Below are 20,710 nucleotides of genomic sequence, written 5' to 3'. Positions count from 1 at the left end.
GGTCAGGGAAGCATTTTTCCCATGGGCTAGCTCGAGGCATAGGTTACACCGGTCGAACCATTATAAGAACCATTATTAGTCTAAGTATTAGGCTAATGGTATTAGGTATTAGCTACAAGAAGGTCAGATGATAGCTTCCATGGCCTAGGCAGGGGGGTTTCCGACTTTCTGCTGAACCGGCTTAGCCTAAAAGCATTAGCCTAGAACCTGTTTAATCGACTCGGTGACTTCCTCTAAGGAGAGATCACCATTAATAGATTTTAAAGCGGAGTGTTCTTGGTAAAACTTCACCAAAGGAGCTGTTTGAAGGTTATAGACCTCAAGACGTGTGCGGATAGTTTCCTCATTATCATCTGTACGTCCCTCCTTACGACCCCTTTCCAATAGTCTGTCGATCAAAACCTGATCTGGAACTTCCAGGTTGATGGCACCATCAAAAGTTTGGTCAAGCTCCTGCAACAGGTCATTCAAGAAATGGGCTTGGCTGACGTTACGGGGAAAACCGTCTAAAATCCAACCTTTTTGAGCATCGGGTTGATTTAGGCGATCGCGGATTAGATCTATGAGCAACTCGTCAGGCACCAATTCTCCTTTATCCATATAGGACTGAGCTTTTTGACCCAGGAGGGTTTGAGCACTTACAGCTCCCCGCAAAATTTCCCCGGTGGAAATGTGAGGAATCCCTAGTTGTTCAGCCACAATTTTGGCTTGAGTTCCTTTACCTGCTCCTGGAGGTCCTAAAAAGATTAATCTCTTCATGTGTCATGTGTCATGGGTAATGTGTCAGTTGGTTTTTGTCCTAGGCAATGAACAACAACCAACTGACCCGAAAATTTGAGGCTCATCCACCTAAAAAAGCTGCTGCGCCCATTGCCCAATCGCTTTACTGCTTGACCATACCTTCGTAACGCTGGGAAATCACGTAGGTTTGAATTTGCTTAGCTGTATCGATGGCAACCCCGACCAAAATCAGCAACGATGTGGCACCTAATCCCCTAAATGTGGTTACACCAGTGGCGCTTTCGACTGCAGTTGGTACTACAGCTACCAGTCCTAGGAAAATTGCTCCTAATAAGGTCAGTCGGTTCAAAACTCTCTCTATATATTCACTCGTAGCCCTTCCTGGTCGAATACCAGGGATACTCGCCCCCATTTTCTTCAAATTCTGGGACATATCTACTGGGTTTATAATCAGGGAGGCGTAGAAGTAGCTAAAGAACAAAATCAAGACTAAATAGACAGCAACATAGACCCAAGGAGTTTGACCATTGGGGTTGAGATAATTGGCAATCTGGATTAGGACTTGATTGATTGAGCCTAACAATCCATTGCTATTATCGCCACTAGTTATCCCAGCTAGAGATGTGGGTAGGATTAAGACGGCTGAGGCAAAGATAATTGGCATCACGCCACCTTGGTTTAGCCTTAGGGGCAAATAATTTTTCCGCTCCCGGTAAAGGCGCTTACCAACTTGACGTCTGGCCGTAATAATCGGAATTCGTCGGCTTCCTTCTTGCACAAATACAATACCGACAATCATGACTAGGAAAACTAACAGCAGCACAATTACCTTACCCACTGTTTCTCGACCACCGGTCTGAGCCAGTTCAATGGTTTGACCCAAGGTGCGGGGCAAAACAGCAACAATATTGACAAAAATCAATAGTGAAGCTCCGTTGCCAATACCTCGTTCTGTAATTAACTCTGATAGCCACATCACAAACATAGAGCCAGCCGTGAGGGCAAGTACAGTTTCAAACACAAAGAATGCGCCTGGTTCAACAGCAAAGCGCTGTGCCCACAAGGATAAGCCAATACTTTGAATCACAGACCAGCCTAGGGCAACATAACGGGTAATCTGACCGATTTTTCGACGCCCTGCTTCACCTTCATTTTTCTGCAAATTTTCTAAAGAAGGAATTGCTGCCGTTAGAAGTTGTAGGATAATCGAAGCATTAATATAAGGCAAAATTCCCAAGGCAAAAATCCCTAGGGCGGAAAAACCACCACCAGAGAAAAAGTCCAAAAGACCGACAAACGGGCTATTCTGGAGTTCTGCTGAAAATCTGGCTCGATCAATTCCTGGTACAGGAAGAAAGACACCCAAGCGGGCTAAAATTAACAAACCAACGGTGACAAGCAGCCGACCTCTAAGGCCAGCCGCTTGAGCCATTTGCATAAACGTCTCTTGAGCAGTTGGGGCTTTGTCTCGACTGACAGTCATTTAAGGTACCTCTTGAAGATACAGGAGCATAAGGGCTAAAGGGGTTACTTAGCTATAACTTCCCAGCTGCCACCAGCCGCCTCGATTTTTTGGCGGGCACCACTTGTAAAGGCAGCAGCTTTTATAGTGAGTGGCACATTCAGCTCGCCATCACCGAGTAGTTTCAATGGACCATCATTGGTGGTGACTAAACCTGTCTCCAACAAGGATTCCAAAGTTACCTCAGTATTGGCGGGAAGTGATGCCAACTTACCTACGTTGATTGTAGTGTAATGTTTGGGGTTAATGACCGTAAAGTGTTTTAACTTGGGGATACGGCGATATAAGGGCATCTGACCCCCTTCAAAACCAGGTCTTGTCCCTCGACCTGAACGGGATTTTTGACCACGCATTCCAAAACCGCAGCTAGCCCCTTGACCAGCAGCAATGCCACGACCTACACGGCGTCGGCGCTTTTTGGAGCCTTGTTTGGGGACTGCATCATTGATTCTCATCGTTTTTTGTTAAGGATAAAAATTTTTTTTTGAAGATTGACGGTTTACCGTCAGCCGTCAATCTTTAGCCGATTACTTTTATTTCTAGCTACTTGGTTTTTAATTTATGCATAGATTTGTTCAAGGGGAATGTCCCGTTCTTGAGCAACCTCTGAAAATGTGCGCAGGGAATCAAGAGAGTTGATTGCGGCTCTAGCATTATTGAGGGGGTTATTGGAACCAAGCTGTTTAGCTAAGACATTTTTAACTCCAGCTAACTCAAGTACTGTGCGCACAGCACCACCAGCAATCACACCAGTTCCGGGAGCAGCAGGTCGCATGATCACTTTGGCTCCCACAGCCCTACCTCCAGATGGGTGAGGAATGGAATTAGTTTTGGTTAAGGGTACATCAATGAGTTGCTTTTTGGCATCAGCAACTCCTTTACGGACAGCACCAATTACATCACTGGCTTTGCCTACACCAACCCCCACCTGACCTTTTTCATTACCTACAACTACGATGGCGCGGAAGCTCAATTTTTTGCCCCCTTTGACCACCTTACTAACGCGGCGGATTTGGATAACCCGCTCTTGCCAATTACTGTCTTTTTCTTTAGAGCGGTTGCTTTTTCTACGATTTGCCATAGTTCGCTATAGATTAAATCATGATAGTAATTACTCAAAGATTAGCTAATTTATTGTTGCTAATTTTTAACTGTTGATTGAAATTTTAAGTTTTCAATTTTCAACCAGTATTTACTAAAAATCTAGTCCTGCTTCACGAGCAGCTTCTGCTAAAGCTTTGACACGACCATGATATAGGTAGCCCCCACGGTCAAAGACCACTTTCTTGAGACCTTTTTCTAGTGCTCGTTGGGCAACCAACTGACCCACTTTAGCTGAGGCTTCACAGGTGGCTCCAGATTTGAGTTCAGATCTTAGAGCTGGTTCTAACGTTGAAGCTGCCACTATGGTATGTTGCTGATTGTCATCGATAACTTGCACATAAATGTGCTCATTAGAGCGAAATACAGCTAATCTTGGGCGTTCAGCAGTACCACTGACTTTCCGGCGTACCCGCCTATGTCTGTGTCGTATAGATTCTTTTCGAGTAAGTTTCATAGTTTACTTCTTACCTGCTTTACCAGCTTTACGTCTGACTATTTCACCGGCATATCGAATGCCTTTACCTTTATAGACTTCTGGGGGTCGAACTGCACGAATTTTTGCAGCTGTGTTGCCTACAACTTCTTTGTTGATGCCACTCACAATGACGTTGGTGTTGTTTTCAACTTTGACTTCAATCCCCTCAGGAGGAACGATCTCCACTGGCTGGCTGTAACCAACGTTTAAAATTAGATTTCGACCTTTCACTTGAGCTCGATAACCGACTCCCTGAATGTCCAAACGTTTTTCAAAGCCTTTGGAGACTCCCTCAATCATGTTGGCCACGAGAGTGCGAGACAAACCATGACTTTCACGGGCGGTTCGGGTTTCTTCGCGCCGGGAAACCTCTACAGTTTCACCAACTTGCTCAGCTTTAATTGTATCTGGCAAAACCCAATCCAGTTCACCTTTGGAACCTTTGACCTTCACCTGTTGACCGTCTATTGTTACAGTAACTTTACTGGGAATTGGTATAGGGCGCTTGCCAATACGTGACATAAAATTATCCTCCTAACTAAAGAAGTATGAAATATAAAGTATGAAGTATGAAGTATGAACTATGTCATGAATTGGTTAATCAGCTAATCCGATCAATCCTAGGTTGTTATCGGACCGTTTGGCATATACTGAGCTGATTATTGCTCGAACTGATGCTCTAATCTACTGCTCTAATCTACAGGGGCTTTCAGCTGATAGCTGGCAAGCCAAGATTTTTAAGTAGCGAGTCAGCTGACAGCTCTTAGTAGATCCTTCATCCTTCATCCTTCATCCTTTACCATACGTAACACAGAACTTCACCACCAATTCCCCGACGCCTTGCTTCCCGGTCGGTCATGATGCCATTAGAAGTAGAGATAATAGCAATCCCAATTCCTCCCAAGACTCTTGGCAGTTCTTTACGGTTGGAGTAAACTCGCAATCCCGGTTTACTCACTCGCTTCAGGGATCTGATAATTGGTTTGCGATTGTTGCCCTTGTATTTTAGGGAAACAACTAAGTATTTTTTGACCCCTTCGCCTGCTTCCTCAAAATCAGTAATAAAGCCTTCTTCTTTGAGTACTTGGGCAATCGCCCGGGTCATTTTAGTTGATTGTACATTTGTTGTTTGATGCCGAACCAAGCAGGCATTTCTAATGCGGGTCAGCATATCTGCAATTGTGTCGTTTGCCGGCATTGTTCCTTCCTATGATTACAGGCTTATTTATCCCGGAAAGGCATTCCCATCTCTTTGAGTAAGGCGCGACCTTCTTCGTCAGTTTTGGCAGTGGTGACTATGGTAATATCCATACCACGAATCTGATCGATACTGTCGTAGTCTACTTCTGGAAAAATGAGTTGCTCTCGCACCCCAAGAGTGTAGTTACCACGACCGTCAAAGCTTCTAGGGCTAAGACCCCGAAAGTCCCGAATTCTTGGCAGGGCTAAGTTAATTAGCCGCTCTAGAAAGGAGTACATACGCTCTGAACGGAGGGTAACCGTGACACCAACAGGCATCCCGGCACGGATTTTAAAACCCGCGATCGCTTGTTTTGCTCGTGTGACCACCGGTTTTTGACCGGTGATGATGGCAATTTCGCTTACCGACGATTCCAGAGCCTTGGCATTTTGAGATGCCTCTCCTAATCCTCGGTTAAGACTAACTTTGACTAATTTCGGTACTTGATGAATGTTTTTGTAACCGAATTGCTCTTTTAATTTGGGGACTATTGTTTCCTGGTATAGGATTTTTAACCCTTTTGTCATAGTTTTTTTCCTTTGAGTTCCCTGGGCTTGGTCAGGGCAATTGTCATTAGTTATTAGTCATTGGTCATTGACTATTAGCCATTAGTAACTGCCAAGAGTAATTTTTTTGTTACTTTTTTGATTACTGAGGACTAAGGATTAAGCACTAGGGACTAATTAGTCAATAATCTCACCAGTTTTTTTGAGCATCCGCACCTTACGACCATCGTCGGTAAAGGTATAGCAGATGCGGCTAGCAATTTTTTCTTTATTCGAGTAAAGCATGACGTTGGAGCTATGGATTGGAGATTCAAACGTAGCAATTTGACCTTTCTCACCTTCTTGTTGAGGCTTGACATGCTTAGTTTTGACGTTAACTCCTTTGACTACTACCTTGCTAATTTTGGGTAGCGTCCGCAAAATTTCTCCAATTTTGCCTTTATCTCGACCGGCAATCACTTGTACCGTGTCGCCCTTTTTAACGTGCATTTTGTAGCGTAATGGGGTATCAGTTTTTGCCTTCTTGCTTGTACCTACCATCAGAGTACCTCCGGAGCAAGGGATATAATTTTTGTGAAGTTTTTCTCTCGCAGTTCCCGTGCTACAGGGCCAAAAACCCGGGTACCTCTGGGATTGCCATCTGGGTTTATGATTACTGCTGCGTTGTCATCAAAGCGAATACTCATACCGCTTTCCCGACGTAGCCCCTTGCGGGTGCGCACAATCACAGCCCTAACTACATCTGACTTTTTGACCCCCATATTTGGAATGGCATCCTTGACCACACCAATAATTACATCACCCACACCACCGTAGCGCCGATTTCCTGCACCAATAACGCGGATGCACATTATTTTTCTGGCTCCACTGTTGTCAGCAACGTTTAGGTAGCTCTCTTGTTGAATCATCAGTGTTCCTCCTTTAATAGAGTAATCAGTTATGAGTTAAACGAGTTATGAGTTAAACCTTGGGTTTGTTTCCAATTCCGAAAGGATTTTATTCCGAGAGCTCACGCACATTTGTAGGTCGTGGAGAACCCACATCGACTAGGGTTAACTCGCTATTTTGAGGAACTACTGACGATTTCAGCGACCATCCAGCGTTTGGTACGACTCAGTGGTCGTGTTTCTCTAATCCGAACGCGATCGCCTTCTTTACATTTATTTTCCTCATCATGAGCTTTGTATCGCTTGGTACGCACAACAATTTTGCCGTACTTTGGGTGGGGAGACCTATTTTCAATAGCCACCACCACAGTTTTGTTCATTTTGTCGCTGACCACTAGGCCAACTCTCTCTTTTGCTGCCATACTATTCCTTATGCTTCTGATTCTGATTGTGGGGTATCACTTTGTTCTGATTGTGCGGTATCACTTTGTGAGGTATCTGTTGATTCTTTCTGTTTAGCGAGTTGGCGTTCTCGTTCTACTGTCATTAGCTGAGCGATTCGGTGCTTAAGATGCTTAAACTGGTGAGGTTTTTCTAAGCGTTTGGTTGCCTTTTGCAGGCGCAAGTCAAACAACTGACGCTTAGCTGCTAAGATTTCCTGCTCTAGTTCGGCATCGCTCAGGCTTCTAGCATCTTCTATCTTGGGCAGAGCCATAGCTTATACCTTTTCCCCTTCACGAGAAATGAACTTCAATTTAATGGGAAATTTGTTAGCCGCCAGACGCATGGCTTCCCGAGCAACCTCTTCGCTTACCCCAGCGATTTCATAGATAATCCGACCGGGTTTAACTACTGCTACCCAAAACTCTGGGGAACCTTTTCCGGAACCCATACGAGTTTCTGCTGGACGCATGGTGACTGGTTTATCTGGGAAAATTCTAATCCAGATTTTGCCACCACGACGAACGTAGCGCGTCATTGCCCGACGACCTGCTTCGATTTGGCGGGAGGTAATCCAAGCTGGTTCTGTGGCTTGCAGGGCATAATCACCAAAGTTAATGGTACTGCCACGAGTGGCCATACCCTTCATTCGTCCCCGGTGCTGTTTGCGATATTTTGTTCTTTTTGGACTTAACATAATTTGTTCTTTGTTAATTGAAAATCGAAAATTGAAAACTGACAATTAACAAGCAAGCAATTTTCAAAATACTAGTGAGTCATGACTAGTCATTTGAGCGGTCTTCAAACTGCTGGCGGCGTTTTGGCTGACGGCGACGAGGTTGAGCTGTGTTAGGGGTAGGCTTTTCTTCTTGACCAGGAATCACTTCCCCTTTGAACACCCAAACTTTAATCCCCAAAATTCCATAAATGGTTTGGGCCGTTTTGTAGGAATAATCAATATTTGCCCGGAGGGTATGGAGGGGCACTCGTCCTTCACGAGTCCACTCGGTTCGGGCAATTTCAGCTCCATTTAACCGACCACCTACCTGAACTTTAATGCCTTGGACATCAGCCCGCTGAGCCCGCTGAATTGCTTGACGAACCACTCGTCTGAAGGAAACTCGGCGCTCTAGCTGTTGGGCAATGTACTCGGCAATTAGGGTAGCATCTGCATCCACCCGTGATACTTCCACGACATTGATGCGAATCTGACGATTGTTGCCCAGGGCTTTTTGCAGACCGACACGCAAAGACTCAATACCACTGCCACCACGACCAACAACTACCCCAGGTCTAGCTGTATGAATTTCTAAATCAATCTGGTCAGCTTTGCGCTCAATCCGGATGTCGGAAATTCCAGCATTATTGAGGTTTTTGTCAACATATTGTCTGATTTGGTAATCTTCCTGCAACAGAAGCGGATAACGCTTTGAGTCGGCAAACCAGCGAGAGCGATGCTCTTGCGTGATACCTAGCCGAAAACCAATTGGATGTATTTTCTGTCCCACTGTTCTTTTCTTTCCCTATTATCGAGCCATAGCGCTATTAGTGTTCACCCTTGGTAATGCTCAATCAACTCACTAACTAATCATCTACTTCTGGAGAAACAGCCACCGTGATATGACAGGTTGGCTTGCGAATCTGATAAGCACGACCTTGAGCTCTTGGTCGATACCGCTTCAAGCTTGGTCCCATATCCGCAAAAGCTTTAGTGATGTATAAGCTAGCTGGGTCAATCCCTGCATTGTGTTCAGCATTGGCAACAGCGGAGCGTAGTACTTTCAAGACTGGTTGACAAGCCCGGTAGGGCATGAATTCCAGAATGATCAGAGCTTCCCGATAGGAACGCCCCCGAATTTGGTCAAGTACTCGCCTCACTTTACTTGGAGACATCCGAATGTAGCGTGCGATCGCTTTAGTTTCTGCTGTAGTGTCTATCGCCATCGTTCCATCATTTGCTTTCTTTATAGCTACTAACTACTGAACTAATCACTTTAACGACGGGCCTTACCATCCTTAACATGTCCCCGAAATGTTCGAGTCGGGGCAAATTCGCCCAGCTTATGACCTACCATCTGCTCATTGATAAAAACTGGTACATGTGTCCGCCCGTTATGAACAGCAATGGTGTGACCAACCATCTGCGGCACAATGGTCGAGGCTCTTGACCAGGTTTTAATCACCTGTTTTTCGCCTTTAGCATTCAAGGTTTCAATCTTAGTCAGAAGACTATCGGCTATAAAAGGACCTTTTTTTAATGAACGACCCATAATTCAACGCTCGTTAGTTTTTAGTTTTTAGTTGGTAGTTAATAGTTGCTAGTTGGTAGTTAGTAACTGCTAGTTACAACCTTTAACCTGCTAACTTTAACGTTCAACTCCTTAAGAATCGCGACCACCGCGCCCTCGCTTAGAGGATTTCCGCCTACGCCGGACAATTAAAGAACTACTTTGCTTTTTGACCTTACGAGTTTTGGCTCCCAAGGCTGGTTTACCCCAGGGGGTCACTGGACCACTTCTACCAATAGGAGCTCTACCCTCACCACCGCCATGGGGGTGATCTACCGGGTTCATTACACTGCCCCGTACTTGGGGACGACGGCCTCTATGTCGATTGCGACCAGCTTTACCTAAACTCAAGTTTCTCGCTTCAACATTACCGACCTGTCCAATAGTGGCGTAGCATTCTTTACGCAACATCCTGACTTCACTAGACGGCAGCTTTAGGGTGACATAGTCACCTTCTTTTGCTTGCACTTGAGCAGTTGCTCCGGCAGCACGAACAATCTGTGCTCCTCGCCCTGGGATCAGTTCAACGTTATGCACGTTGGTGCCTAAGGGAATATCCTTTAGGGGCAAGGCATTGCCTATTTCGATGGGAGAGTCAGGCCCAGATATAATGGAGGACCCCACTTCCAAACCCACAGGATGCAGGATATATCGCTTTTCACCATCTTGATAGTAGAGCAGCGCAATCCTAGCATTGCGATTGGGGTCATACTCAATTGCTGCCACTTTTGCCGGAATATTGTGCTTATCCCGGCGGAAGTCAATTACCCTGTATAGACGCTTATGTCCGCCACCGCGATGGCGACAGGTAATGACACCGCGATTATTGCGACCTTTTTTACGATGCTTAGACTTGGTTAGGGATTTTTCTGGCTCAGTCCGAGTAATCTCAGCGAAGTCTGAGACAGTACCCTGACGAGTGCCTGGGGTGTATGGTCGATAGCTACGGATGCCCATAACAAGTATTTTTTACTTAGTTTGTCTTGACTAGTTTGTCTTGACTAGTTTGTCTTAACAATTGACAATCTACCAATTGGCAATTAACCAAATTAAGAATTAGCAATTAGCAATTAGCAAGTTTTATACGTCTGGGAATAGAGTAATCGAATCTCCTGGAGCTAGGGTAACAATCGCCCGTTTGTACTGGGTCTTGTAACCTACAAATTTTCCCACTCGACGCTTTTTCCGTGGCGGACGTAGGGTATTTACTGCCACCACTTTTACTTCAAAAAGACTTTCAATCGCGGCTCTAATTTGTGGCTTTGTCGCTTTGATAATCACATCAAAGACATACTTGTTCTGCTCCATCAGTAGGGTCGCCTTCTCAGTCACAATTGGGCGAATCACCAAATCAGCAAGGTCACGGGGGTTATACTCCGTCATTGTAAACCTCCTGAATTTTGGCAAGAGCTGTGTTAGTTGTCACGATTTTATCAGCGTCAAGGATATCATAGATATTCAAGTTGGTGGCATAAATCAACTTGACATTTGCTAGGTTACGGACTGACAAATAAACCTTTTCTTCTGGCTGAGCTAGGATTAGGAGAACTTTTGACTCAGGATCAATTCCCCACCGAACAATTGCTGCCACCACATCCTTGGTCTTGGGTCGTGGTAGTTGTTCAACAAATTCCTCTACCACAATCAAATCCTCTGCTCGACTCATAAACGCTGTTCTTAGAGCCAAGCGACGCTCTTTGCGGTTCATTTTCTGGCTATAGTCTCTGGGTTTCGGACCAAAGATCACACCACCACCACGCCATAGGGGTGAACGATTAGAACCAGCACGAGCACGACCGGTTCCCTTTTGTCGCCAAGGTTTGCGTCCTCCACCTCTAACTTCGGAACGAGTTTTTGTACAAGCATTGCCTTGACGAGCATTGGCCATTTGTCTAACCAGTGACCGGTGAACAATGTGGGCAGCGTTTTCTTCTTTGGCAACTCGCATCTGGAGTGTTGCCTGCCCTACTTCTTCCCCTTGCCAGTTTCGCACTGAACAATCTACCATTTGTTCTCTCCTTCTTAGCGAGCAAGCGTTTAGCAATTAGCTGTTAGCTTTTAAGCACTCAGGGGGTGCTAGTTTTAAAAATAAACAGTTACATATACATCAGGCTTACACCTAACGATGAGGGAGCTAATTGCTTTTTCCTTGTGACTAACGTCCGACTTTATTAGTGGGTGCAATGCTCAAGAGTGTCCCTGGTTTACCAGGAACTGCACCTTTAATCACTAGCAAATTGCGCTCTGCATCTATCTTGACTACCTCAAGTTTGCGAATTGTCACCTTGGTACCGCCGTAACGACCAGCCATTTTCTTACCTGGATAGGTACGACCAGGGGTTGTCCCTGCTCCAGTGGAACCTGGGAGGCGGTGGTTTTTGGAACCATGAGCCATCGGTCCTCGCCTGAAGTTGTGACGTTTCTGATAACCCGCAAACCCGCGACCAATGCTTTTACCGCTGACATCGACAATTTGACCAATACTGAACATATCGGTATTGACTGGCTGACCCAGTTCAAAATTACTGGTATCATCCACGCGGTACTCACGTAGGTGGCGTAAGGGTGGGGCGCTGGACTTAGCCAAGTGTCCTATTTCAGGCTTATTAATTGCCTTAGGCTTGACTTGGTCATAACCAATTTGAATGGCATTGTAGCCATCGGTTTGGTTGGTTTTTATTTGGGTCACAGTGCATGGCCCAGCTTTTACGACGGTTACAGGAATCGCTCTTCCTTCATCATCGAACACTTGGGTCATACCGAGTTTGGTACCGAGGATACCGACAGACACTGGTTTCTCCTTTGTAGACATTGCAGCAGTCTGGCAGCAGGGATATTCAAGAACCTGAATTCCCTTTGTGCCACAAACCTGGTCATTATCAACCGGGTTACTATTTATAGTGGATAAACCTCTCCTCAAAAAATAAGCAGAGAGCCCACTTTTATCTAGCTCGGCATGAGGGTCGAGCTAGATTCTCGTTCAATTGCGTTTACTGGTCAGAAAAGGCTATTAAACTCGCCTGACTTCGCTGGGACTTAAGTTGTTAATCACTCAGTATCCCTTGATCCACGAAAGTGTAAGCACTTATTGACCCAAAGTAGACCCAAGAACTGATTGGAGTTGTTTAAACCTAACTGTCTTTGACCTACTTTAGCCCTGATGCCAAAACAAACACATGATATGCTGTGTATATTGTCTTGCCTCGAACCTACTTCTCAGCCCACAGCACACGCAGCTATTCAGTTGCTGAGGAAGCAACTGTCATAATGCCACTATTATATAGTATATAGTATTTCACTAAAGGTGTCTAGTTAGTTTGAGAATTAGTTTGACCAAAATTTGCTTGCTGTATGGATTTATGTGAAATCGGGGGATTCGGAGCTCGCGCGTATGCGTTCGCTAGCCAACGCCCTTCGGGCTAATCGCATCGTCTCGCGCACCAGATCATTCACTCCTCATCCCATTCCCCAGACAACAACACACAATCCCCCACCTGCAATACTCCAGCTTCATCCACCGGATTATAAAGTTTTCCTTGTCTACGCAACGCCTGAACCATCACATTGTATTGATGCTGGAGATCAATTGGCTTCATACCGACCAAACTTGAATTCTCTACCAAAGTTACCCAATGCTTAGATCCCTCACTAAGGAAACTGCGACTTTCGAACCAGTCTCTAAACGCTGCTAATTCTTCCGGTTCCCCAACAACTAGCAATCGATCCCCTGAACGCAACGTCATCTTACCTTGTGGGTAGTGGACAATATCATTACCTTGTTGAATTGTCAAAACTGTTACCCCAGTCACGTTACGGATATCTGCTGCTGCCAGAGTTACCCAATCTAGACGGGAAGTTTGACTCAAAGTCACCCACTCACTGTGGAGTTCTTCAGCAACATCAGTGATCTCTTGCTGCTTTGAATAGGTAGCTTGTTCAGGTCGTACACTCAAATAGCGGTCTTGGTGAATCCGATTGATCACCGACTGAATCATCCCTTGGGTTTCTCCCAGTGCGACTAGCACATGGGCTCCCATTTCCAATGCTGCCTCAAATTCTGGTTGCACTACTTCCCGCGCCCCTAACTGGGTGAGTAGGTCAATTTCGCTATTTTTGTGAGAACGAGCCACAATATCCAGTCCTGGGGCAAACTTGAGGGCACGTTTGAGCAACAAGCGGGTACTGCCAGGATCGGGTAGGGCAATGGCTAGGGCTTTAGCTTTTTCTAGATGGGCTTTTTCTAACACCAGTTCCGAGTGAGCATCCCCAAACATATAGGGAATTTTTTCATGCCTTAATCGTTGAATAGCAGCTTCGCTATTTTCAATCACTAGTACCTCATGCCCTTGATTGCGCAGGATGTTGACCAGTACTCGCCCTACTCGTCCATAGCCAGCCACTACCACATGATTACAAATCGTTTCTGGAATTGACAAAGCTTTAGTGCCCTGAAACTGACGCAGGTAGTTTTTCAGAAACGGCAGATTTACCAGGTGGTCTGCTATTCGGGGAGACCATCTCAGCCACATGGGTGTCAGGACTAGGGTAATGGCTGTGGTTCCGACCAGGAGTAAATACTGATCCCTAGTGATAAATCCTAACTCAAAGCCAACCACTGCTAATACAAAGGAAAATTCTCCAATTTGATTGAGACCAAAACTAACAATAAAAGCAGTTTTAAAGGAATATCCAAATTTCAGTACAATCGGTAGAATAATGGCTGCTTTACCCCCCATCACTAACATCACTAAACCGATAATTATGCCGAAGTTTTCGAGCAGCACTTCCGGCTCAATGAGCATTCCTATGGATGCAAAAAATAGACATACAAAGGTGTCTTTAAGGGGGATTATTTTGGCAACTGCTTGGTCAGCATAATCAATTTCAGCCATCATTAATCCTGCCACAAATGCTCCCATCTCAACGGATAGACCAAGTCCAGCAGTAATCAAAGCAATCCCTAAACACAGGGCAATTACTGTGATGAGAAATAACTCACTGTTTTCAGTGCGGGCAATATATTTAATGAGATGGGGAATTATCCAGCGACCGGCGGCTAGAGCAGCAGCTAGAAACACCAACGCTTTGAGTAAAGCAACAACTAAAGCTGAGCCAATATCTGAGGGCTGCTGAAGGGCGGGGATGACGGCTAACATCAGACCTAAACTAAGGTCTTGAGCAATCAAAATTGCCAGCATCACTTGACCATGAAGGGTATTGGTTTCTCCTCTCTCCATCAGGGTTTTAAGAACTACTGAGGTGGAGGAAAGGGAGATGATGAATCCGAGCATTATTCCCGGAGTAAATCCATCAACCCAACCAAATCCATTGGCTAAAACTGCAACTAGGGTAATAGTGAGACTAATTTGCAGTAAACTCCCTTTCAGGACAATATCTTTAAATCGTTTAAGCTGGGCTAGAGAAAATTCTACCCCATAGGTGAATAACAAAAAAACAATCCCAATTTCAGCTAGGGATTTGACTTGTTCTAATTCGCCTACGAGTTTAAGACCAAACGGACCAACCAATAAACCACTGGCTAAATAGCCTAAAAGTACAGGTTGACGTAGCCGATTGGCAAGGTAGCCTCCCAAAGCAGAAGCCCCTAGAACTGTGGTTAGATCCAGAATTAAATTGTGTCCTGAGGCCATGATTAGGAATGGGTAATCGGTTATTTGGTCACAGGCTTCATACCTGGGGGTTTGCCCTTGTGCCCTGATTTTTTTGTAACCTAGCCACTTGAACTAAGCAACTTGGGGATCAAGGAGTTGGTAAGGAAGGCTCAAAGTACTCTACCCACCTGATAATTTTTTCAGTTATCTTATGACGGTAGAGATTTCCAAGAACTATGGCTTTAGAACAGTGTAACGTTTGTGGGTCTTTAACCAGCACCAATGATGAAATTTGCCTAAGTTGTGGTTATCCAGCTAAAGGTCGGCCAAAGTTAGTTTTTTTCAAGTGGACTGCTATCGGTGTTGCTGTAGTATTTGGTCTATTTCTCCTACTAGGGGTCATTAACAGAGTGGAGCAACACCTCAACTCTCAACCTTCGACACAGATAGACCGATAAGATAGGGTTGGGTTATCGGTCTATCTGTGTATAAGCTTTCGCCGTGCCAGCGCGCAGCAGACACAGCGCGCAGCAAACACAGATGCACTTAGTTAGAAGTCGGGGGAGTAATCAGACCATTAGCTGCGCCAAATAGATTGATGGGATTTTTGCCATCGGTAATCAAAACACTCTGGATACCAAGTGCTTCTAGAAGTCTTGCCTGCATTTCCGGACCTGCTTGTGCGATCGCTTGAATGGTTTGAGGACCAATTGCTTCTACTTTCTGTCGGTATTCTTCACTCTTAATGTGAGCCATACGCTCAGCTTTGGCAATCTCTAGGTTATTCAAGGCTTGTTGATGGGCTAATTCAGCTTCCTGACGTGCTTTGAGTTGAGCTAACTCGATTTCATTGCGAATCCGAGCCGCCTCGGCGTCTTGCTGAGCCAAGTTAACTGCTAATTGTCCTTGAATCTGAGCCGCTTCAGCCTTAGCTCTTGCTTCTGCTGTTGCCTGACCTGTAGACTCAATGGCTATATTTTCTGCTTGTAATTCTAGAAGTTTTTTCCGTTCTGCTTCTGCTGCACTTTGATCCAAAATTACTTGCCTTTCCAACCTGGCTTTCGCTTCTTGCTCAATCCGTTCCGCATCTTGCCGTGCAGCAGCTTCTTGAGCATCAGTGGTAATTTGAATCGCTAGCTGCACTGACTTTTGCAAGCTCCTTAAGGTTTCTTCATCCACTGGCTCCACTGACTGAATGTCAATATTGGTAATTACTAGGTTATTGGCTCGGAAACGAAATTCATCTCGAATATGACCTTCTTCATCAGTGCCAAACACCGCCAGTCGGATAATCCGGGCTGAATTGCGGTGAAATTCATCAAATTTTTCCCCTGCTACAGCACCCCGCACTCGGGATGCGATCGCTTTACAAGTATCTCCCACAAAATCAGGTACTTGAAACAGTCTGGCTGCAGTTTGTTCATCGTGTCTGTCCACATCAAAGTACCAGTTATAGGACAGTTGTAGCTGCAATCTGGTATGGTCTGCTGTCTCTACGGTAAAGATATCGGTCATAAAATCAGGACCGAGTAATAAGGCTAAGGATTTGATGACATTAGGTCGTTTGGGCTTGCTACCTGACAAAGAAAGTACCGTAAAGGCTTCATCTGGTTCGAGCATTACCAAGTCCGGTCCAAATACAGTTCTGGCAGTTCTGTTTTTATAATCATGGAGCTGCACAGCAGCATTTTGAGGAATATGAAACACAACTGCTCTAGTCTTATCCCGTTGGGATAGACGTTGGCGTACTCCTGATTTTTGCTCGGACTGATCGCCTCCAGCTACAGAATGCTGACCACGTCCAGACAATGGGTCTATTTTTTGCATCAACAGTTCCTCAACTACCGATGGCAGTTCTTTTTCCCAAAGCTTCTCATAGGGAGTGAGCATATAAGCCTGAGGACCACCATTCTTATCAAGGGGAATGGCTTGACGCTTCTCAACCACTTCCACTTCCACAGGGGGAATATAATCTTGTGGCCCAGCAATCATCCACAAATCCCCTGGTTGATGAGTAATGACCTGCTCACCTTCGCCCTCATTAAACGCTTCTTTGGCTCGAAGCAACAGTGCTTCGAGCTCACTGAGAACATAGATGTTTTGAATCCCATTCTCCAAGGACTCACCAGGATGCAAGAAAAATGATGTTCTGCCCTGGCGAATCTCTCGCATACCCAGCTGAGGTTTACCAGACTCATCAATCGGGTCAAGCATAATACACCATTCGTGATCGCTGAGGGTAGTAATCGTGACTTCTCCCACTACATCTTCATAAACATCGGGAATATGAATTTCTGCATCTTCAAAGGTGACCAACCATTCATCTCCAGCTTTACGCTGACGACCAAAAATATCAGTAAAGGTGCGTTTAGCTTTCAGATGTAATGCTTTTTGTTCTGTCAAAATGTAAGCATTAATAATGCCAATTACTTCTTCATCCACACCAGGTAAATAGGCTCCTTCTTCTCTAACCAGCCATTCTTCACCTGCTCTACGTCTATTGCTTTGACGATCGGTGCAATTCTGCCGTGCTAACAGGTGTAAGGCTTGGTTAGGTTTAATCACCTCAGCTGTCACTGTCTCAACTACTTCCACCTCCACTCGGGGAATATAAGTTCCAGGTCCTTCAAACAGCCATTCATCACCTGCTAAACGGTTAATTGTTTCAGTCTGGGTTTCTCCATCAACTATTCTCGTAACCGTATCGGTAAAATCCCGAATTGCTCTCAGACGCAGTGCTTGATTGGTCTCGACTACTGCCAGTTGGGTGACATCCCCTACTAGTTTCTCGTTTGGATAAAGGGGAAACGGATCTTGGGCGAAACGAATTTCGAGATCACCATAGCGCAGTCGAATTTGACCATGTTGATCAGCAATGGGTTGACCGTCTTCATCCCGGAGTAATGGATTAGCAACCACACAATAATACCGAGGCGGCACAATAATCATCGGTTCAGGTTTTAAGATCAGCCGCTCGTGATCCCGAAGAGTAATGGTTTGAGGACCAACCTCCAGTCGGGTAACACCAGTGTTGTTGTCTAGCACATGAATAAACTGTTGGGGCTTGATGCGAATCACTTCACTAGTTGTTCTAGGCACTTCTATTTTCTTCTCTGTTTTACGCTCAGTTGTAGTCATAGTTTGGGTCTAATCGAAATAGATTACTAAGTTGCATTCATAGGTAGTAAGTCGTCAGACACAATTAAAGTTGACTGATAGGATAAAGGCATAGGTAATGGCAAACTAAGACCATAAATGGGTTGAGCAACGTTAAGGGTTTCAACACAGTTGACAGCATTTATGTTCAGGTAATTAGATCAGGTCTTATGCCTATATAAATCCCAAGTCAGTTGTGAGCATAATTGTTTTACCAAGGGAGCTTCGGATCAGAAAGTCTCACGATTTATGTCGGATTGCTATAGTTCATGGTTTATCCCTAAAGCCTAATCAACAATCAACTATTTTGTAACCTGACAGCAAAGGAAGTCGCTATAAAACTAACCTAACCTTTCTTTTTCTGTTCTGCCAAAACCACCCAAACTCGTTATGACTACGTTGAGTTGATTGAGTTGGTAGCAACTTCATCAAACCCGTGGGGTAGGAGATGCGATTGCTTATTGGAACATTAACGATGAGGCATGAGGCCACCTTATATTAGGCTTGATAGCATTAAGTACTAACAACTAGTAAGCATTAATTATTAACCCAACTCCTAAAAATCCTAATAATTTATTTTACGTTATAATCAGGATGATTACTATCTAAGATTAAACAAATAAGGGACATACTCATGAATCGTGATGAATTGCTAAAACGCTACGAAGCCGGTGAAAGAGATTTTTCTGGTATTAATTTGAAAAAGGCTAACTTAAAAAGTACTAACCTCAAGGGTGTTTGTCTAAATTATGCGGACTTGAGTAATGCTGATTTAGAGGAAGCAACTTGGGATGATGTGGATCTAAGTCATGCTAACTTGAGGAATGCTTACCTATACGAAACCACTATCGAAAATTCCAACTTCACTAAGGCTAACTTGAGTCATCTAGTAGCGTCTGAATCAACCTTGGAAAACTGCGACTTTAGTGGTACTGATCTGAGTTATGGTGATTTATCTGTAATCTATATAGCTGGTAGTAAGCTCAGGGATGCCAATTTCAGTTATGCTACCTTATGTGAGGTTTACCTAGGTGATTCTGACCTGAGCAATGCTAACTTCAGTTATTCCCGTATGCTAGGGGTTGATGGCTGGAAAAAAGCTGACCTTAATAGTATAAATTTAACCAAAGCTATCTATACGTCATACACTGAGTTTCCCACTGGATTTAACCCATCAAAAGCAGGAGCAATCTTTATTTGTTCAGAGGCTGACTTAAGCGGTTTGGACTTAAAAAATATCAACCTAGGTTATGAGGAAATGTCTGGCGCTAACCTTAGTCATGCTAATTTGAGTGGTGCAAGACTCTATAATAGTAACTTGAGAGCCGCCAACCTAAGTTATGCCAATTTAGAAGGTGTTGACTTTCATGATGCTGATTTGAGTGAGGCTAATTTGAGCCATGCTAATCTTAAAAAGGCTAAATTAGCTAAGGCTGATTTAAATGATGCTATTTTCTGTAACACTATTATGCCTAATGGCAGGATTAGAAATAATAATTGTTAGCTAGATCAATACCTTCAACCATCAGGAGTTTTCCATCAAAAGCTACATACTTCCAGGCAATCGAGCATATATCTAGCCGCATCTACAAATACCATATCCAGATACTGAAACTGATCCGGATGCAGCTGGGAGCGCAACTCATCCCAAGCCTGTTCATCCTGAATATCTTCATCCCTAAATCCTGCCTCCAGCACTGCGGTATACCTAGCATCAATCCCCAGATGCTTAGCCACTATGTGTAAATAGTCCTGCTCAGTAGGGTCAATTTCCCCATCCGCCGCTGACATATCATAAGCAAAGCACAACAGGAGTAGCTTCTCAGCATCGCTTAAAGGCTTAGTCAAGGTTAACCATTCGGGGCAATTAGACGCAGTAGGGTTCCGCTTAACTTGCCGAAGCAGAAGTCCGATTAAAAACGGCCCCAATTGACGCAAATCATCCTCCTCGGGAGGCGTTAAGCGGTCAATGGTTTTTGCCAGCAGCTGTGTTTCTTCTTCTACCACTTGACCATCTGCCAACATTACTTCCAAAGAAATAGTCACCAAGGCTACCAAAAAAATCATGGTTGGTGTAATATCTAGGACACTGAGTTGCCTTCCCACCAGACCAGACAAGTATTCAACAACTTGCTGATTTACCAGTCGGATACCTAGAGCCTCAAACTGTTCTGGTTGCAGCTTTGATTGCAACTCCTCCCAAACCGACTGATCTGGAAACTCCTCACCCTTGAACCAAGCTTCCATCAGCACTGGGTAGCGGGAGTCAATGCCTAGGGAATTTGAGGCTAGCTGTAAATACTCGCTTTCATTGGGGTCAATCGTCCCATCCACCGCTGACATGGCATAGCAAAAGTTAAGCAGCAAAATTCGCTCTGACTCAGACAGGGAAGTAGTTAGCTTTAACCACTGCTGAGGATTTTGATAAACCGGATTCTTCTCTAGTCCAGAAAGCAAACGCTGCACCAATTGACGGACATCCCTCTGGGGGGGTACTAATCGCTCAATGGTTTTGTCTAGTAGCTGCTTCTCTTCGTCCTGTACAACGCCATCAGCATACATGACTCCCATCCCAAGGGTTACTAGGGCAGCTAAAAACCTCACAGGCGGTGTTATATTGTCTTGAGTGAGGTTTCGTCCGGTTAGGTGGGACAAAAGTTCAATAGTCATTTTTTAGTTAGCTATTAGGTTTTAGGTTTTAGGTTTTAGGTTTTAGGTTTTAGGTTTTAGGTTTTAGG

The 20,710-nt window shown here is 44.7% G+C and carries 25 protein-coding genes; 2 read left to right on the top strand and 23 right to left on the bottom strand.

The window, feature by feature from the left end:
- Window positions 1–195: 195 nt before the first annotated feature.
- The 21 genes from AC4II3_RS14090 to AC4II3_RS13990 all read right to left on the bottom strand — a co-directional run bounded on the left by AC4II3_RS14090 (window position 196) and on the right by AC4II3_RS13990 (window position 14,855).
- Window positions 196–759 carry an adenylate kinase gene (locus AC4II3_RS14090; RefSeq protein ID WP_424095537.1) on the bottom strand — a complete coding sequence of 188 codons (564 nt, stop codon included), beginning with the start codon at window positions 757–759 and terminating at the stop codon, window positions 196–198.
- A 124-nt stretch (window positions 760–883) separates the two neighbouring features.
- The gene (gene secY / locus AC4II3_RS14085) at window positions 884–2,224 is read right to left on the bottom strand and encodes a preprotein translocase subunit SecY (protein ID WP_293056651.1); all 1,341 of its coding nucleotides are present in this window, start codon (window positions 2,222–2,224) and stop codon (window positions 884–886) included.
- A gap of 44 nt (window positions 2,225–2,268) precedes the next feature.
- Window positions 2,269–2,718, bottom strand: a complete 450-nt coding sequence (gene rplO / locus AC4II3_RS14080; RefSeq protein WP_293056637.1) for a 50S ribosomal protein L15 — start codon at window positions 2,716–2,718, stop codon at window positions 2,269–2,271.
- Window positions 2,719–2,822: 104 nt separating this feature from the next.
- Complete coding sequence (gene rpsE / locus AC4II3_RS14075) at window positions 2,823–3,344, bottom strand: 30S ribosomal protein S5 (protein WP_488007593.1); 522 nt, start codon at window positions 3,342–3,344, stop codon at window positions 2,823–2,825.
- A gap of 114 nt (window positions 3,345–3,458) precedes the next feature.
- Complete coding sequence (gene rplR / locus AC4II3_RS14070) at window positions 3,459–3,821, bottom strand: 50S ribosomal protein L18 (protein WP_008191189.1); 363 nt, start codon at window positions 3,819–3,821, stop codon at window positions 3,459–3,461.
- Between the two features lie 3 nt (window positions 3,822–3,824).
- The gene (gene rplF, locus AC4II3_RS14065) at window positions 3,825–4,364 is read right to left on the bottom strand and encodes a 50S ribosomal protein L6 (protein ID WP_070390677.1); all 540 of its coding nucleotides are present in this window, start codon (window positions 4,362–4,364) and stop codon (window positions 3,825–3,827) included.
- A gap of 274 nt (window positions 4,365–4,638) precedes the next feature.
- The gene (gene rpsH / locus AC4II3_RS14060) at window positions 4,639–5,040 is read right to left on the bottom strand and encodes a 30S ribosomal protein S8 (RefSeq protein WP_070390678.1); all 402 of its coding nucleotides are present in this window, start codon (window positions 5,038–5,040) and stop codon (window positions 4,639–4,641) included.
- 23 nt (window positions 5,041–5,063) lie between these two features.
- Entirely contained in the window at window positions 5,064–5,609 is a 546-nt protein-coding gene (rplE, locus tag AC4II3_RS14055) for a 50S ribosomal protein L5 (RefSeq protein ID WP_293079040.1), read from the bottom strand.
- A gap of 156 nt (window positions 5,610–5,765) precedes the next feature.
- Window positions 5,766–6,128 carry a 50S ribosomal protein L24 gene (rplX, locus tag AC4II3_RS14050; protein WP_488007597.1) on the bottom strand — a complete coding sequence of 121 codons (363 nt, stop codon included), beginning with the start codon at window positions 6,126–6,128 and terminating at the stop codon, window positions 5,766–5,768.
- Window positions 6,128–6,496: a 50S ribosomal protein L14 gene (gene rplN / locus AC4II3_RS14045; RefSeq protein WP_008191203.1), complete on the bottom strand. Its 369-nt coding sequence runs from the start codon at window positions 6,494–6,496 to the stop codon at window positions 6,128–6,130. Before rplN ends, rplX begins: the two co-directional genes overlap by 1 nt.
- Before the next feature lie 152 nt (window positions 6,497–6,648).
- A complete protein-coding gene (gene rpsQ, locus AC4II3_RS14040) occupies window positions 6,649–6,897 on the bottom strand; it encodes a 30S ribosomal protein S17 (RefSeq protein ID WP_008191205.1) in 249 nt (82 codons plus the stop codon).
- Window positions 6,898–6,905: 8 nt separating this feature from the next.
- Window positions 6,906–7,190 (bottom strand): 50S ribosomal protein L29, encoded by a 285-nt coding sequence (gene rpmC / locus AC4II3_RS14035; RefSeq protein WP_488007600.1) that lies wholly within the window; start codon window positions 7,188–7,190, stop codon window positions 6,906–6,908.
- 3 nt (window positions 7,191–7,193) lie between these two features.
- On the bottom strand, window positions 7,194–7,613 hold the full coding sequence (gene rplP / locus AC4II3_RS14030) for a 50S ribosomal protein L16 (RefSeq protein ID WP_075895717.1): 420 nt from the start codon (window positions 7,611–7,613) through the stop codon (window positions 7,194–7,196).
- Window positions 7,614–7,698: 85 nt separating this feature from the next.
- Window positions 7,699–8,424, bottom strand: a complete 726-nt coding sequence (gene rpsC, locus AC4II3_RS14025) for a 30S ribosomal protein S3 (RefSeq protein WP_293079045.1) — start codon at window positions 8,422–8,424, stop codon at window positions 7,699–7,701.
- Window positions 8,425–8,500: 76 nt separating this feature from the next.
- Complete coding sequence (gene rplV, locus AC4II3_RS14020; protein ID WP_008191214.1) at window positions 8,501–8,860, bottom strand: 50S ribosomal protein L22; 360 nt, start codon at window positions 8,858–8,860, stop codon at window positions 8,501–8,503.
- 50 nt (window positions 8,861–8,910) lie between these two features.
- On the bottom strand, window positions 8,911–9,186 hold the full coding sequence (rpsS, locus tag AC4II3_RS14015; protein ID WP_008191216.1) for a 30S ribosomal protein S19: 276 nt from the start codon (window positions 9,184–9,186) through the stop codon (window positions 8,911–8,913).
- A gap of 111 nt (window positions 9,187–9,297) precedes the next feature.
- A complete protein-coding gene (gene rplB / locus AC4II3_RS14010; RefSeq protein WP_070390685.1) occupies window positions 9,298–10,161 on the bottom strand; it encodes a 50S ribosomal protein L2 in 864 nt (287 codons plus the stop codon).
- A gap of 123 nt (window positions 10,162–10,284) precedes the next feature.
- Window positions 10,285–10,587, bottom strand: a complete 303-nt coding sequence (locus tag AC4II3_RS14005; RefSeq protein ID WP_070390686.1) for a 50S ribosomal protein L23 — start codon at window positions 10,585–10,587, stop codon at window positions 10,285–10,287.
- A complete protein-coding gene (gene rplD / locus AC4II3_RS14000) occupies window positions 10,574–11,212 on the bottom strand; it encodes a 50S ribosomal protein L4 (RefSeq protein WP_488007604.1) in 639 nt (212 codons plus the stop codon). The genes AC4II3_RS14005 and rplD overlap by 14 nt, the downstream gene beginning before the upstream one ends.
- A gap of 147 nt (window positions 11,213–11,359) precedes the next feature.
- Complete coding sequence (gene rplC / locus AC4II3_RS13995) at window positions 11,360–11,995, bottom strand: 50S ribosomal protein L3 (protein ID WP_293079054.1); 636 nt, start codon at window positions 11,993–11,995, stop codon at window positions 11,360–11,362.
- A gap of 658 nt (window positions 11,996–12,653) precedes the next feature.
- Window positions 12,654–14,855, bottom strand: a complete 2,202-nt coding sequence (locus AC4II3_RS13990; protein WP_488007606.1) for a monovalent cation:proton antiporter family protein — start codon at window positions 14,853–14,855, stop codon at window positions 12,654–12,656.
- A gap of 197 nt (window positions 14,856–15,052) precedes the next feature.
- Between AC4II3_RS13990 and AC4II3_RS13985 the strand changes: the two genes are divergently transcribed.
- Window positions 15,053–15,274 carry a hypothetical protein gene (locus AC4II3_RS13985; RefSeq protein WP_075895729.1) on the top strand — a complete coding sequence of 74 codons (222 nt, stop codon included), beginning with the start codon at window positions 15,053–15,055 and terminating at the stop codon, window positions 15,272–15,274.
- 88 nt (window positions 15,275–15,362) lie between these two features.
- Here the strand turns inward: AC4II3_RS13985 and AC4II3_RS13980 are convergent, their stop codons facing one another.
- Window positions 15,363–17,954, bottom strand: coding sequence for a colicin uptake protein (locus AC4II3_RS13980; protein ID WP_488007608.1), 2,592 nt, complete (start codon window positions 17,952–17,954; stop codon window positions 15,363–15,365).
- Between the two features lie 652 nt (window positions 17,955–18,606).
- Here AC4II3_RS13980 and AC4II3_RS13975 point away from each other — a divergent pair.
- The gene (locus AC4II3_RS13975; RefSeq protein ID WP_488007610.1) at window positions 18,607–19,476 is read left to right on the top strand and encodes a pentapeptide repeat-containing protein; all 870 of its coding nucleotides are present in this window, start codon (window positions 18,607–18,609) and stop codon (window positions 19,474–19,476) included.
- 35 nt (window positions 19,477–19,511) lie between these two features.
- Here AC4II3_RS13975 and AC4II3_RS13970 read toward each other — a convergent pair whose 3' ends face one another.
- Window positions 19,512–20,642: a tellurite resistance TerB family protein gene (locus tag AC4II3_RS13970; protein ID WP_488007612.1), complete on the bottom strand. Its 1,131-nt coding sequence runs from the start codon at window positions 20,640–20,642 to the stop codon at window positions 19,512–19,514.
- Between the last annotated feature and the right edge of the window lie 68 nt (window positions 20,643–20,710).

The sequence above is a fragment of the Moorena sp. genome (genome assembly GCF_982860115.1).
This window is presented reverse-complemented; position numbering and strand designations above follow the sequence as displayed.

What these genes read in the sequence shown, in the direction of transcription:
- AC4II3_RS14090 (WP_424095537.1), bottom strand. Translation starts at nt 759, where the DNA reads ATGAAGAGATTAATCTTTTTAGGACCTCCAGGAGCAGGTAAAGGAACT.
- secY (WP_293056651.1), bottom strand. Translation starts at nt 2,224, where the DNA reads ATGACTGTCAGTCGAGACAAAGCCCCAACTGCTCAAGAGACGTTTATG.
- rplO (WP_293056637.1), bottom strand. Translation starts at nt 2,718, where the DNA reads ATGAGAATCAATGATGCAGTCCCCAAACAAGGCTCCAAAAAGCGCCGA.
- rpsE (WP_488007593.1), bottom strand. Translation starts at nt 3,344, where the DNA reads ATGGCAAATCGTAGAAAAAGCAACCGCTCTAAAGAAAAAGACAGTAAT.
- rplR (WP_008191189.1), bottom strand. Translation starts at nt 3,821, where the DNA reads ATGAAACTTACTCGAAAAGAATCTATACGACACAGACATAGGCGGGTA.
- rplF (WP_070390677.1), bottom strand. Translation starts at nt 4,364, where the DNA reads ATGTCACGTATTGGCAAGCGCCCTATACCAATTCCCAGTAAAGTTACT.
- rpsH (WP_070390678.1), bottom strand. Translation starts at nt 5,040, where the DNA reads ATGCCGGCAAACGACACAATTGCAGATATGCTGACCCGCATTAGAAAT.
- rplE (WP_293079040.1), bottom strand. Translation starts at nt 5,609, where the DNA reads ATGACAAAAGGGTTAAAAATCCTATACCAGGAAACAATAGTCCCCAAA.
- rplX (WP_488007597.1), bottom strand. Translation starts at nt 6,128, where the DNA reads ATGGTAGGTACAAGCAAGAAGGCAAAAACTGATACCCCATTACGCTAC.
- rplN (WP_008191203.1), bottom strand. Translation starts at nt 6,496, where the DNA reads ATGATTCAACAAGAGAGCTACCTAAACGTTGCTGACAACAGTGGAGCC.
- rpsQ (WP_008191205.1), bottom strand. Translation starts at nt 6,897, where the DNA reads ATGGCAGCAAAAGAGAGAGTTGGCCTAGTGGTCAGCGACAAAATGAAC.
- rpmC (WP_488007600.1), bottom strand. Translation starts at nt 7,190, where the DNA reads ATGGCTCTGCCCAAGATAGAAGATGCTAGAAGCCTGAGCGATGCCGAA.
- rplP (WP_075895717.1), bottom strand. Translation starts at nt 7,613, where the DNA reads ATGTTAAGTCCAAAAAGAACAAAATATCGCAAACAGCACCGGGGACGA.
- rplV (WP_008191214.1), bottom strand. Translation starts at nt 8,860, where the DNA reads ATGGCGATAGACACTACAGCAGAAACTAAAGCGATCGCACGCTACATT.
- rpsS (WP_008191216.1), bottom strand. Translation starts at nt 9,186, where the DNA reads ATGGGTCGTTCATTAAAAAAAGGTCCTTTTATAGCCGATAGTCTTCTG.
- rplB (WP_070390685.1), bottom strand. Translation starts at nt 10,161, where the DNA reads ATGGGCATCCGTAGCTATCGACCATACACCCCAGGCACTCGTCAGGGT.
- AC4II3_RS14005 (WP_070390686.1), bottom strand. Translation starts at nt 10,587, where the DNA reads ATGACGGAGTATAACCCCCGTGACCTTGCTGATTTGGTGATTCGCCCA.
- rplD (WP_488007604.1), bottom strand. Translation starts at nt 11,212, where the DNA reads ATGGTAGATTGTTCAGTGCGAAACTGGCAAGGGGAAGAAGTAGGGCAG.
- AC4II3_RS13990 (WP_488007606.1), bottom strand. Translation starts at nt 14,855, where the DNA reads ATGGCCTCAGGACACAATTTAATTCTGGATCTAACCACAGTTCTAGGG.
- AC4II3_RS13985 (WP_075895729.1), top strand. Translation starts at nt 15,053, where the DNA reads ATGGCTTTAGAACAGTGTAACGTTTGTGGGTCTTTAACCAGCACCAAT.
- AC4II3_RS13980 (WP_488007608.1), bottom strand. Translation starts at nt 17,954, where the DNA reads ATGACTACAACTGAGCGTAAAACAGAGAAGAAAATAGAAGTGCCTAGA.
- AC4II3_RS13975 (WP_488007610.1), top strand. Translation starts at nt 18,607, where the DNA reads ATGAATCGTGATGAATTGCTAAAACGCTACGAAGCCGGTGAAAGAGAT.
- AC4II3_RS13970 (WP_488007612.1), bottom strand. Translation starts at nt 20,642, where the DNA reads ATGACTATTGAACTTTTGTCCCACCTAACCGGACGAAACCTCACTCAA.